A 12977-nucleotide genomic window follows, 5' to 3' on the forward strand; every position below is an offset into this window, starting at 1 on the left:
GGGTCAAACCGGAAAGTCATCCCCGGCGAGTGAAGCCGGGGATAGTGGCTTATCGCTGCAATGTCGCAGCCTTCTCCCTTGAAAACACTCCATAAAGACTCGGTAACACCAACAACGTCAACGCCGTCGCCGACACCAGGCCACCCACAATCACCACCGCCAGGGGTCGCTGCACCTCACTGCCGACCCCGGAGGCCAATAGCATGGGAATCAACCCCAGCATGGAAGTGAGCGCAGTCATCAATACCGGGCGTAGTCGCGACACGGCTCCTTCAAAGATAGCCGCCTCCAATTTCTCACCATCGCGCAGCCGATGATTAATGGCTTCCACCATCACCACCCCATTGAGTACCGCCACACCGAACAGGGTGATGAATCCCACGGAGCTGGGCACGGACAGGTACTGGCCGCTAAGTGCTAATGCGAGGATGCCGCCGATCAGGGCCAATGGGACGTTGACCAAAATCAGGGCGGCCTGGGCTACGGACCCGAAGGCGAAGTAGAGCAATAGGGCGATCAGCCCCACAGCCACGGGCACCACCATGGCCAGGCGTTGCTGGGCACGTTGCTGGTTTTCGTATTGGCCGCCGATGTCCAAGCTGTAGCCAGGGGGCAGGTCCACTTCGCTGTCGACGGCTTGCTGGATGTCCGCCACTACGGAGCCCATGTCGCGCCCGGCCACGTTGGCCTGGATGACCACGCGGCGTTGCACGTCGTCGCGGCTGATCTGCGGTGGGCCGGAGACCAGATCCACGTCTGCCACGTCCATAAGCCGCACCCAGGCACCGTCTGCGGCTTTCAAGCGCAGGTTGCGAATGGCTTCCGCATTGTGGCGGGCATTCTGTTCCAGGCGCACATAGATGTCGTAGCGTTCGTTGCCGTTAATCACCTGTCCGGCGCTGCCGCCACCCAGGCCGTTGCTGACCAGATCCATGACCTGATTGACGCTGAGGCCGTAACGGCTAAGGGCGTTGCGGTCCGGGGTGACTACCAGCTGTGCTTCCCCCGCGATCTGTTCCAGTTGCACGTCGGTGGCACCATCGACTTCTTTCACTGCCTGAGTGATGGCTTCGCCTCTTTCCTGCAACACAGTGAGATCCGGGCCGAACAATTTGATGGCCAGTTGCGCTTTGACGCCGGAGAGCAGTTCGTCCACCCGCATGGCGATGGGCTGGGAAAAGTTGAACAGCAGGCCGGGGTGCACCTCCAGCCGTTGCTGAATTTTTTCCTGCAGTGCTTGCCGAGAACTGGCGCTTTCCCATTCGCTGACTGGCTTGAGGCCGATATAGATTTCCACGTTGCTTACCGGCTCCGGGTCACCGCCGATTTCCGCACGCCCTACCCGGCTGAGTGCGTAGGTGACTTCCGGGAAGGTCAGGATTTCCTTCTCCAGTTTTTGCCCCACGTTCAAGGCGGTGTCGAGACTGGAGGACGGCGCCAGGGTGACACGCAAGGCCAAGGTGCCCTCTTCCAGTACCGGCACGAACTCCGTGCCGATAAAGGGAGTGGTGGCCAGCGCCAACGCGAACAAGCCAACCGCACCGCCGACGACGACCTTGCGTGCCTGCATCGCTTTCGCCAGCAGGGTTCGATAGCGGGTTTCCAGCCACTGCATCAGTTTGTTTGGCTTTTCTTCCACGCCGTGACGAAACAGAAACCCGGCCAGTGCCGGCACCACGATCAGCGCCACCAGCACGGCAGCGGCCATGGCCAGCATGATGCTGATGGCCATGGGCACGAACATTTTGGCTTCCACCCCTTCGAACGCGAACAGGGGCAAGAACACCACCAGAATAATGCTGGCAGCGAAGAACACCGGGCGCGCCACTTCCTGGGCGGCAGCTTTGACGCGCAAGGCCATACCACCACGAGCATCATCGTTGCCCGCCCCCTGGCTGAGATGTTTGACGATGTTCTCCACCATCACCACGGAGCCATCCACCAGCATGCCGATGGCCACGGCCAGGCCGCCCAGCGACATCAGGTTGGCGGACATGCCCAGGCTGGCCATGACCAGCAAGGCCAGCCCAATGGACAGGGGAATGGACAACAACACCAGCGCCGTGGCGCGAAGGTTCATCAGGAACAAGGCCAATACGATGACGATAAACACAAAGGCCAGCAGCAAAGCGGTGACCACGGTGCTGACGGCTTTTTCCACCAGGTCGGCCTGGTCGTAGAACACCTGGAATTCCACACCGTCGGGCAGGGCCTGCTGAATGCGCGCTTCACGGGCCTTGATGCCATCGATGGTGGCCTTGGTGTTGGCGCCCATGCGCTTGAGCACGATGCCCGCCACCACTTCGCCCAAGGCTTCCGGTTCGCCGTTGGCGTCGCGGCGGGTCATGGTGAGCGCGCCCTGACGGATCTCGCCGCCGAATTCCACCTTGGCCACATCGCTTACACGCACCTGGCTGCCGTCCACTTCGCGCAGCGGAATGGCAGCGATGTCTTGCAAGCCCTGTTCACCGCTGCCCACCCAGCCCATGCCACGAATCACCAACTGCTCGGCGCCACGATCCAGATACCAGCCACCGGCGTTGCGGTTGTTGGCGGCGATGGCCTCCATGACGTGTTGCAGGGTCAGGTCGTAGGCAAGCAACCGGGTGGGATTCACGTTGACCTGATACTGGCGCACTTCACCGCCGTAGCTGAGTACATCGGTAACCCCACCCACGGGCATAAGCAGCAGCTTCACGACCCAGTCGTTAAGGCTGCGCAATTGCATGGCGTCGATATTGGCGCCCGGCTTGGCGGTGAGCAGGTATTGATAGACCTGACCCAGCCCGGAGGTGTTCGGGCCCATCTCCGGGGTGCCGACGCCGTCGGGAATATCTTCCCGCGCCGCTTGCAGGCGTTCGAACACCAATTGCCGGGCGAAATAGATGTCGGTGCCGTCTTCGAACACCACGGTGACGATGGACAGACCGGTCTTGGAAATGGAACGCACCTCGGCCACCTGGGGCAGCGCATACATCACCGCCTCGATGGGATAGGTGATCAACTGCTCCACTTCTTCGGCAGCCAGCCCTTCCGCTTCGGTGTTCACCTGCACCTGCACATTGGTGACATCCGGGAAGGCATCCAGTTTCAGGTTGGGCAATTGCCAGCCGATCACACCGACGGTGATGACCAGTAACAGCAACACAATGAGGCGGTTGTTCACCGCCCAATCGACAAGTCGATTAAACATGACGGTGATCCTCAGTGGTTGTGGATGTCGAAACCGGACTTGGCCATTTCACTGGCGAGAAAAAACGCGCCGCGAGTGACCACCCGCGTGCCCGGCTCAATGCCAGTCACGATGCGTTGTTCACCGAGCTGACCGGTGAGTTCGATTTCTACCGGCTGGTAATGGCCGGACTCTTCTTCCACAAACAATTGCCAATCGCCATCGGGCCCACGGGTGAGCGCTTCTTCCGGTACGGTTAGGGCGTTCTCCGGTGCCGCCAGCAGCAACGCCACATCGGCGAACATGCCCGGGTGCAATAGATGCCCGGCATTCGGCACTGCCACCCGCACGGACAAGGTGCGGGTAATCGGGTTCAGGCGATGACCAGACTGAATCACTTCGCCGGCCACCTTGGTCTCACCGATGATGACCTTCGCCGGGGTGCCGGTAGCGATGTGCAAACCGGGGCTGGGCGGCAAGGCCGCTTCGGCCCACAGTTCCGATTCATCCACCAGGGTGACCAGGGCGCTACCGGCAGTGAGCCATTGGCCTTGCTGGAAGGCATCGTCCAGCACCAGGCCATCGTCCGGGGCGGTTAGCGTGTAGACCCCTTTTTCGCTTTTTCCCGCTTCGATAGCGGCGATGGCCGTGTCATCCAGCCCGTAGCCTTTGGCCCGGGCACGCAGAGACTGGTACTGGCTTTGCGCATCCAGATAGCGCTGGTTGCCCACGGTCCGGCGGCCAAGATTGTTCACTCGCCGCCAGGCATCCGCCGCCACTTGCAGGTCGCTTTGCAACTCGGCCATGGCCGGACTGAACAGGGTGGCAATGGGCTCGCCTTGTGTCATGTGCTGCCCGAGGGTCGCGCTGCGTGACTGCACCTGGGAGTCGATACGCACCGGCACCACCCAGGTGCGGTACTGGTTGCTGGTGATTTCCGCCGGGACGGTCAGGGTTTGGGTGGCATTCTGCTGCGGCTGCAGGGTGAGGATTTGCAGGTTGAGCATGGCTTGTTGTTCCGACGTCAGGGTCACGCCGGTTTCTTCATGCTCATTCTGCTCACCGTGTTCGGTCTGATGATCATGACTGGCGTTGTCGTCGCCATGCGCATCCTGGGCATTGTGATCGTCGTGGGATTCCCCGGTATGAGATTCGCTTTTTTCCTGTGCCGTATCGTGATCATGACCGTGGTCATCACCCGCCCAGGCAGGGAAGGAAAGGGTGGCCAGCAGCGCGATCGCCAATGGCGTTTTCATGAACTTATTTTGCGTTTTCATAAAAATTTCCAATTTTTTGGCCTTTGCAGGAGCGTCGCAAGCGCCGCGCCTACGGCGTGTCAGGGATTCGCCAGTGCGGTTAACCACGCATCCAGCTGAGCGCTTTGCTGGAGCCATTCGATCCAGGCCTGTTGCATGGCTTCGCGCAGGGCGATGCCGGACAGGCGGGTGTCGAGGCTCTGGTTCAGCGCCAATAGATAGTTCTGGGTGGTGAGTTCACCCTGCTCCCAGACCCGTTTCAGCAAGGTGTCGTTGTCGTCCAGGCGACTCTCTGCCAGTTGTTGCCAGGTGTCCCAACGCCGCTGTTGCTGACGAAAATTGTCGCGAGCCCCTTCCAAACGGGCCCGGATATCGTTGCGGGTTTTCTCCAACAGGGCGCGCTGGGCATCACTGTCTGCCAGCGCTTGCTGGTAGGCAGGTTTACCACTGTTGAAAATGTTCAGCGGCAGACTGAAGTCCACGCCCCACAGGTTGGCATCGTCTTCCTTGCCGAAACGCACTTCCAAGGTGGGGTCGCTGTTGCGTTGCCGGTCGGCGACGGTCACGCCCTGCTCGGCCAACGCCAGTTGCTGTTCGGCCAGTTGCAGGTCGTAGTTGGCGGCCAGCCGCGTGTCCACCCCACCCCGTATCGCCAGCCCTTGCACGGTGGCATCTTCCGGTAGCGGATAGGCCGGCGACGACAGCGCCATGACTTCGCGCAGGCGGGTCACGGCTGCGGTGGTCATCGCTTCGGCTTCTGCCAACGCCTGCTGGGCCTGGCCCACGGACAGCATCGTCAGGCGGGCATCCACCTGGCCTACATCGCCGGCCTGTTCACGGCGCCGCATCAGGTCCGCCAGTGCCATCAACTGACGCTCCTGCTCACGGGCGGCGAGCAAGCGGGCGTGGGCTGCGTCATACGCCACCAGGGCGCGCAGGCTTTGAGCCAGCAGATCGGCGCGGGCCTTGTCGGCCCGCAACACCGCCACGGCATCGCGCTGCTGGCGGGCCTCGCCAAGGGCTCGGCCCTTGCCGGACCAGTCCAGGGTCTGGCTGACGCCAAGGGTCTTGGTCACATCAACACTGTCTTCGTACCCGATGTTGAGCGCCGGGTTATAGAGCGGCTGGGCCGCGTTGCGGTTGTCTGCCAGCCACTGTTCCTGCCGGGCGGCAATGGCACGACTGGCGGGCAATTGGTTGACCTGTTGGCGGACCCAGGCCGCCCAATCGGCGGCACTGCTGGCCAGCGCCGGCTGCTGTACACACAGCAGGATAAACAGCGCGCCGGTGCGCACTGCGGTGGGAATTCCCATGGGGAAGCTCCTGATTTTTTAGACACAAAACGTCGCCATGCCGGGGCAGAACAAGCCCGTCGGCGCAGCACTCAGTGCGAAAAAATCAGGCGGTTATCGGTGGGCGGAAAGGGGTATCCGCGGGGGCATCCGGCAGGGCCGGGGGCAGGGCTGTCAGTTGGCGGGCCGGCGCAGGCTGGCGGGCCGGGGCACAATCGATGCCGGTCATGAAGCCATGGCACTGGCAGCAATGCTCACCGCCACGGTCCAGCACATCCTGATGGGCCTCATCCTGTTGGACCTGCTCGTAGGCAACGCCTTCATCGTGCTCGTGGTGCATGGCATCCAGCACCAGCACGTGAGTGCCGATGACAAGCAGCAATGTCCAGACCAGAGCTTTCATGAGGGTCGCCGTCGAATTAATCCATAGAGCGGAACGGATATCTTGCGAAATATTGGGACCACGGTCAAACCGGGCGGTTCCCCACGGTCATTCACAAGTGACCAAAGCGCAGGCAAAGTAGCGCCCGCGTTTGCTCCCCACCCCCACAGAGAGAACCCCATGAGCCGCCTTGATGTTGCCCGCGATGATGTCCTTGCCCACCCGCTGCACCGTGCCTGCGAGCTGGAACTGCTGCATGCAGGGGAAGGCACCAGCGAGCTCCGCTTTCAGGTGAATGATTTTACCGCCAACCCGTTGGGCGCCCTGCATGGCGGCATTCTCTATGCGTTGATGGATGTGACCTGTTTCTTTGCCGCGGTGCCGCTGCTCAAGGACAACCAGGCACCAGTGACCATCGAGACCCACAACAGCGTGTTACGAGCCGCCCAGAAAGGCGAAACCGTAGTGCTGCGCGGCCGCGCCGACCGCATCGGCCGGACCCTGGCAGCCATGCGCGCGGAAGCCTATGCGGTAAATGCCGACGGCGAAGAGCGACTGATCGCTACCGGTTCGGTAACCAAGTCTATCCTGTCGGTTTAAGCGATCAGCTGTGAGCTACAAGGAAGAGCAAAACCCACCCCTTCGAAATGGGCAATGGTTTTTCTTGGCGTTTCCTCAAAGCGGATAGCTGACAACTGCCTTCACTGCCCCAGATAGCGGTTAAGCACCATGCGCCAGCTTTCCGTGGGCAGGATATCCAGCATGGCCTGGTCCAGGGTTTCGCGCAGCGGGCTACCGTTGGCCACGGCAAAGGCATAACTTTCTTCGCGGACCAGCTTGGGCAGCACCAATAGATTGTCGTCTTCACGCTCACTCAGGATATAGCGCATCACCGGCGCATCCCCTACCGCAGCATCCGCCTGACCCAGGGCTACCGCTCGCAGCGCTTTTTCGGTGTTATCAAAACGCTGGTGTTTGATGCCATTGGCCGACAGCCACTGGGCGCCACTGGTATTGGCAACGGCCGCCACAGTGACACGCGGCAGATCACCGGCGCCATCAATACGGGTTTGCAGCTGGTTCACGGTCACACTGGAAGCAATGGCCGCCGTAAAACCGGAAATGGTGATAATGCTGACGAACATCCACACCAGCCCCAGCACCCGGCCACCCAGACTCACCGGCGCCTTGTCGCCATACCCCACTGTGGTCATGGTTACCGCAGACCACCAGAAACCATTGCCAATCCCTTCGCTGACACTGCCACCGAATTGCTGCGGGTTCTTGCGTCGCTCCAGCAACCAGATCAACAACCCGACCAGCAGCAACACCAGCACCAGTGCCAGCACGGCCGAAAAGAACTTCCAGCTGAACAGGCTGCGCAACGTGGTGCTCCAGCCGCCGGGCTCACTGCGGGTGGCGATACCCAACCCGGCCCGGTACATGGGCTGGGTAAAGTCCAATCGCCGCTCGCGCTCGGCGGTAACACTGATGGCACCGATGGCCACATCAGCCTGGCCCAACTCTACCGCTTCCAGCATGTCTGCCAGGGTCTTGTAGGGACGCAGGCGATATTCCAGCCCGGCCTTGTCGGCCACGCTTTCCCACAGTTCCACACTCACACCGTCCCAGCGATCCCCTTCCGGATAGCTGAACGGCGGTGACGCTTTCACGGCCACCGTGAGTGGTGCCGCCGATACGACAGACGAAAGCAACACCCACAGACAGGCGAACAGGAAAAGCGGTATTCTGGCAGTCAATGTTATCCCTCCGACCCGGCACCCCATGAAGCAGACGCTCGCGGCCATCGTTATCATTTTTCATATGCTTGCCGCGCAGGGTAGCGGGGCCCACGGCATCTTGCCAGACGAGATCCCCATGGCCGGCGGCACCGCCCTGCGCGAACCCGGCCCGCTGCCGGCACTGCCCGTGAGTTTCGGCCACCACTGGCAACCGGCCACATTGCGTGTGCAGCACACCGCCGCCGTGGCGTTATCCGTCACCAATCACAGCACCGACTGGCACCTGTTCGCCCTGGGGGACGGCACCGCGTTACGCGACCAGAACCTGATCCACCGGCTGATGCCGGACTTGCGCAAGGACTACCCCAATACCCGACTCAGCGAACCCGGCAGCACCGTGACCCTGCCCTGGCGCTTTGATCAGGTGGGCGAGTTCGAGCTGCGCTGTGTACGCGCCGAGCATCAGGGACATTCCCCACCGCTGCCCATCCAGGTGCTTCCCGCAACACCCTGAACCGGCCAGGTCCCGGCCGCACCACAGAGTGAACTTTTGGTTACGCTGGCAAGAAACGTGACCGGCTTCATGGGGTGCACTGGCAAGGTCTGCACGCTGTCACCCTAATTGACTTATTTCCTCGCTAGGCTTGCCGCCTGTCCATTCACTTTCATGGAGGAAGCCACCGTGCACAACAAGGCAGCCCTGTCCCGTCGCGACCTGTTGAAGAAAGGCTCAACCGGCCTTGCCGCCCTGGCCATTGGCCCCAGTTTGCTGGCGATCAGTCAGCCGCTGGCCGCCCGCACCCTCGCCAACATTGGCGAATTGCAGGGCCCCGATGCCAACGGCATTCGCCTGCCTGCGGGCTTTTCCTCCCGAGTGATTGCCGCCGCCGGACAACGGGTGCGACGCAGTTTCTGGAACCGTACCCACTACCGCTGGCACAGCTACCCCGACGGTGGCGCCACCTTCGCCACCCCGGATGGCGGCTGGGTGTATGTGTCCAACAGCGAAACCATCAGCCTGTTGGGCGGCGGCGCCGGCGCCATCCGTTTCCATGCCGATGGCAGCATCAACGACGCTTACCGGATTCTGGGCGGCACCAACATCAACTGTGCTGGTGGCCCGACCCCCTGGCAGACCTGGCTGTCCTGTGAAGAAGTGGATTTCGGCCGCGTGTACGAGTGCGACCCGTTTGGCGCCAGCCCGGCCCGGGTGCGTCGTGGTCTGGGTTACTTCAAACACGAAGCCGCGGCAGTAGACCCGGTGTTCAACATGGTCTATCTCACCGAAGACGAAGGCGACGGTCGTTTCTACCGCTTTATCCCCGCTGGCCACCATCACGATGGCTCCCTGAATCTGGATGAGGGGATCCTGCAAGTGGCGGCCATGGATAGCCAGGGGTATGTGGAGTGGCTGGACCTGCCCAACCCCACCCCCAATGCCCTGCAGACACCCACCCGTGAACAACTGCCCCAAAGCAGCGCCTTCGATGGTGGCGAGGGCTGCTGGTACAGCCACGGTTTTGTGTATTTCACCACCAAGGGTGACAACAAGGTGTGGCAGCTGGACACCAATCTGAATCGGCTCACGGTGGTCTACGATGCCGCCACCTCAACCAACCCGATTCTCACCGGTGTGGACAACCTGACTGTCTCCAGCGGTGGCGACCTGCTGGTGGCCGAAGACGGTGGCGACATGCAAATTGTGGTGATTGATACGGATGGCAAGGTGGCCCCGCTGTTGCAGGTCACCGGCCAGGATGATTCCGAGATTACCGGCCCGGCCTTCAGCCCGGATGGCACCCGTCTGTACTTCAGTTCGCAACGGGGCAGTGACATTTTTGGTGGCGGCAACGGCTTCGGCATTACCTACGAAATCACCGGGCCATTCCAGCAATTCGTGACGCTCTGAAGCGTGTAGCAGGAGCGAATAACCGACGCTCCTACGGAAAAAGGGCATTAATTAAACCAGGCTTTCGCGGAAATCCGTGATGAACCATAAAAAAGCCCCGGCAGGGGCCGGGGCAAGGGGAATACCGGAAACTGTCCGGCAACAGATTCAGCGTTCGTTACGGCTGTGGCGCGTGCTCTTCCTTGACCCGGAACCAGGCCGCATAGAGTGCCGGCAGGAACAGCAGAGTCAGGGCGGTGGCGACAATCAAGCCCCCCATGATTGCCACGGCCATGGGGCCAAAGAACACGCTGCGCGACAGCGGAATCATGGCCAGCACCGCGGTCAGGGCGGTAAGGGCGATGGGCCGGAAGCGGCGCACGGTGGATTCGATAATCGCATCCCAGGCGGTCAGCCCCTGCGCCATGTCTTGACCAATCTGGTCCACCAGAATCACCGCGTTACGCATGATCATGCCCGCCAAAGCGATGGTGCCGAGCATGGCCACAAAGCCGAACGGTTTCTGGAACAACAACAGGAACAGGGTGACGCCGATAAGCCCCAGCGGCGCGGTCACAAAGACCATCAGTGACAACGGCATGCTGCGTAGCTGCAACATCAACAAGGTAATCACCACCAGCACGAACAGGGGCATGCCTGCATTCACGGATTGCTGGCCACGGGCCGACTCTTCCACCGTACCGCCCACTTCCAACAGGTAACCCGGCGGCAGGTCTGCCTGCACCGCGGCAAGGGTCGGCATGATTTCGTTCACCAGCGTGGCCGGTAGCGCATCATCGGCAATGTCCGCACGAATGGTCACCGTGGGCAACCGGTCCCGGTGCCAAATGATGCCTTCCTCAAAGCCATACTCCAGTGTCGCGATCTGGTTCAACGGCACCCGCCCGTTTTCCGTTTGTACGGCCAGGTTGCCAAGCAGCCCAAGGGCGTGTCGCTCGCGGCTGTCGCCACGCACTTCCACATTGATCAGCTCGTTGTCTTCCCGGAACTGGCTCACCACCACCCCGGACAGGGACGCCTGCAGCGCCACCGACAAATCCTGGGTGCTGATACCCAGGGTCCGGGCACGGTCCTGGTCCACATTCAGACGCACTACCTTGCTGGGCTCTTCCCAGTCCAGATGCGCGTTGATGGTGTGCGGATTGGCACGCACTTTTTCTGCTACCCGGCGAGCCAACTCGCGCACCTGCGGAATGTGTTCACCGGAAACACGGAATTGCAGCGGGTAACCCACCGGTGGCCCGTTCTCCAGACGCGATACACGACTGCGCACCGTCGGGAACTGATCGTTGAGCAACTGAATCAACCAGCTTCGCACTTCTTCGCGCTCTTCCACATTGCGAGTCAGGATCACAAACTGTGCCTGTGATGCGGCCGGCAACTTCTGATCCAGAGACAGATAGAAACGGGGCGATCCGCTTCCCATGTAGCCCACGTAATTTTCAATCAGCGGGTTTTCGCCAAGCTGGTTTTCCAGACGCAACGCCAATTCCTGGGTGGCATTGAGCGAGGCCCCTTCTTCCAGTTTCAGGTCCACCATCAGCTCCAGACGTCCTGAAGCCGGGAAGAACTGCTGCGGCACAAAACGGAACAGGAAGACCGAGAAAAAGAAGATGCCGACCGTAATGGCAATCACCGTTTTGCGGTAACGCACACACCACTCCACCCATTGGCGGAACTTGCGATAAAACGGTTTCTGGTAAGGGTCGTGCACTTCGCCATCACGGTTATGACGCACCAGGCTCGGCAGCAACTTGTCCCCCAGATACGGCACGAACACCACCGCCGCCACCCAGGACGCCAGCAACGAAATCGTCACCACCTGGAAGATGGAGCGGGTGTATTCCCCGGTGCTGGATTCTGCGGTGGCAATGGGCAGGAAGCCGGCCGCGGTGATCAGGGTCCCGGTGAGCATGGGGAACGCGGTACTGGTCCAGGCAAAGCCCGCTGCCTTGAGGCGACTGAAGCCCTGCTCCATCTTGATGGCCATCATCTCCACGGCAATGATGGCATCGTCCACCATCAGCCCCAGCGCCAGCACCAGCGCCCCGAGAGAAATCTTGTGCAGGCCGATATCAAAATACTTCATGGACGCAAAGGTGATCGCCAGCACCAGCGGAATCGACAGTGCCACCACCATGCCGGTGCGCCAACCCAGCGAGAAAAAACTCACCAGCAGCACAATCACCAACGCTTCCATCAACACCTGAACGAATTCGCCCACCCCGGCTTCCACCGCCGCTGGCTGATCGGAAACCTTGCGCAGCTCCATACCGATGGGAAGGCTTTTCTGAAGTTCGGCAAACGCCTTGTCCAGGTTCTCACCCAACTGAAGAATGTCCCCGCCTTCTTTCATGGAAACAGCAATACCAATGGCATCTTCTCCCATGAAACGCATGCGAGGCTGGAACGGGTCACTGAAGCCACGGTACACATTGGCGATGTCATCGAGACGCAGGGTGCGGTTGTCGACCTGAATCGGGAAGTTGCGAATGTCATCTACGCTGGTGAATTCACCCGATACGCGCAAACGTACACGATCGGTCGGGGTTTCAAAAAAACCGGCATCGGCAACCGTATTCTGCGACTGTAGTGCCTGCTGCACCGTTACCAGGGGGATCCCCAGCGAAGCCAGTTTGGTGTTGGAAATCTCGACCCAGATTTTTTCATCCTGCAGGCCAATCAACTCCACCTTACCGACGTCGTCCACCCGTTGCAGCGTTAGTTGCAAACGGTCGGCGTAGTCTTTCATGATGGCGTAATCGAAGCCCTTGCCGGTGAGCGCATAGATATTGCCAAAGGTGGTACCGAACTCGTCATTGAAAAATGGGCCGCGCACATCCTGTGGCAGGGTGTGGCGGATATCGCCCACTTTCTTGCGCACCTGGTACCACAGATCATCGATATCGGTTGAGCGCATTTCGTCCCGCGCCATAAACATGACCAGCGACTGACCCGGCCTTGAGTAAGACTGGATGCGTTCGAAGTCACCGGTTTCCATCAATTTCTTTTCAATGCGCTCGGTAATCTGCCGGGAGACTTCTTCGGCACTGGCACCGGGCCACAGGGTATTGATAGTCATGACTTTGAAGGTGAACGGCGGATCTTCACTCTGGCCAAGATTGGCGTAGGAAATCGCCCCGATGGCACCGAGCAGCAACATGGCATAGAGCACCAGCGCGCGGTTTTTCAGTGCCCATTCCGACAGGTTGAACGACATGGCC

The 12977-nt window shown here is 60.7% G+C and carries 9 protein-coding genes; 3 read left to right on the top strand and 6 right to left on the bottom strand.

Translation table 11 applies throughout. From position 1 onward, the window contains the following. Positions 1-49: 49 nt before the first annotated feature. The 4 genes from D4A39_RS06925 to D4A39_RS06940 form a co-directional block, all read right to left on the bottom strand. Entirely contained in the window at positions 50-3193 is a 3144-nt protein-coding gene (locus D4A39_RS06925; protein WP_022984893.1) for an efflux RND transporter permease subunit, read from the bottom strand. An 11-nt stretch (positions 3194-3204) separates the two neighbouring features. Next, a complete protein-coding gene (locus D4A39_RS06930; RefSeq protein ID WP_022984894.1) occupies positions 3205-4449 on the bottom strand; it encodes an efflux RND transporter periplasmic adaptor subunit in 1245 nt (414 codons plus the stop codon). A gap of 59 nt (positions 4450-4508) precedes the next feature. Beyond that, entirely contained in the window at positions 4509-5741 is a 1233-nt protein-coding gene (locus D4A39_RS06935) for a TolC family protein (RefSeq protein ID WP_022984895.1), read from the bottom strand. Between the two features lie 85 nt (positions 5742-5826). Continuing rightward, on the bottom strand, positions 5827-6123 hold the full coding sequence (locus D4A39_RS06940; protein ID WP_022984896.1) for a hypothetical protein: 297 nt from the start codon (positions 6121-6123) through the stop codon (positions 5827-5829). 159 nt (positions 6124-6282) lie between these two features. On the opposite strand from D4A39_RS06940, the gene D4A39_RS06945 reads away from it, so the two are divergent. Continuing rightward, positions 6283-6702: a PaaI family thioesterase gene (locus D4A39_RS06945; protein WP_119917750.1), complete on the top strand. Its 420-nt coding sequence runs from the start codon at positions 6283-6285 to the stop codon at positions 6700-6702. Between the two features lie 101 nt (positions 6703-6803). Here D4A39_RS06945 and D4A39_RS06950 read toward each other — a convergent pair whose 3' ends face one another. Next, entirely contained in the window at positions 6804-7862 is a 1059-nt protein-coding gene (locus tag D4A39_RS06950) for a transporter substrate-binding domain-containing protein (RefSeq protein WP_233552434.1), read from the bottom strand. A gap of 25 nt (positions 7863-7887) precedes the next feature. Between D4A39_RS06950 and D4A39_RS06955 the strand changes: the two genes are divergently transcribed. Both D4A39_RS06955 and D4A39_RS06960 read left to right on the top strand, forming a co-directional pair. Further along, on the top strand, positions 7888-8358 hold the full coding sequence (locus D4A39_RS06955) for a cupredoxin domain-containing protein (protein ID WP_147393891.1): 471 nt from the start codon (positions 7888-7890) through the stop codon (positions 8356-8358). Between the two features lie 168 nt (positions 8359-8526). Continuing rightward, positions 8527-9753 carry an alkaline phosphatase PhoX gene (locus D4A39_RS06960; RefSeq protein ID WP_119918013.1) on the top strand — a complete coding sequence of 409 codons (1227 nt, stop codon included), beginning with the start codon at positions 8527-8529 and terminating at the stop codon, positions 9751-9753. Between the two features lie 157 nt (positions 9754-9910). Here D4A39_RS06960 and D4A39_RS06965 read toward each other — a convergent pair whose 3' ends face one another. Then, positions 9911-12973, bottom strand: a complete 3063-nt coding sequence (locus D4A39_RS06965) for an efflux RND transporter permease subunit (protein ID WP_022984901.1) — start codon at positions 12971-12973, stop codon at positions 9911-9913. Positions 12974-12977 lie beyond the last annotated feature (4 nt).

The organism is Alcanivorax profundi, from assembly GCF_003597125.1.
Taxonomy (GTDB): Bacteria; Pseudomonadota; Gammaproteobacteria; order Pseudomonadales; family Alcanivoracaceae; genus Alcanivorax; species Alcanivorax profundi.

Excerpts from the sequence above, each read along its gene's own strand:
- D4A39_RS06935 (WP_022984895.1), bottom strand. The coding sequence starts at position 5,741 with ATGGGAATTCCCACCGCAGTGCGCACCGGCGCGCTGTTTATCCTGCTG.
- D4A39_RS06925 (WP_022984893.1), bottom strand. The coding sequence starts at position 3,193 with ATGTTTAATCGACTTGTCGATTGGGCGGTGAACAACCGCCTCATTGTG.
- D4A39_RS06930 (WP_022984894.1), bottom strand. The coding sequence starts at position 4,449 with ATGAAAACGCAAAATAAGTTCATGAAAACGCCATTGGCGATCGCGCTG.
- D4A39_RS06945 (WP_119917750.1), top strand. The coding sequence starts at position 6,283 with ATGAGCCGCCTTGATGTTGCCCGCGATGATGTCCTTGCCCACCCGCTG.
- D4A39_RS06955 (WP_147393891.1), top strand. The coding sequence starts at position 7,888 with ATGAAGCAGACGCTCGCGGCCATCGTTATCATTTTTCATATGCTTGCC.
- D4A39_RS06965 (WP_022984901.1), bottom strand. The coding sequence starts at position 12,973 with ATGTCGTTCAACCTGTCGGAATGGGCACTGAAAAACCGCGCGCTGGTG.
- D4A39_RS06940 (WP_022984896.1), bottom strand. The coding sequence starts at position 6,123 with ATGAAAGCTCTGGTCTGGACATTGCTGCTTGTCATCGGCACTCACGTG.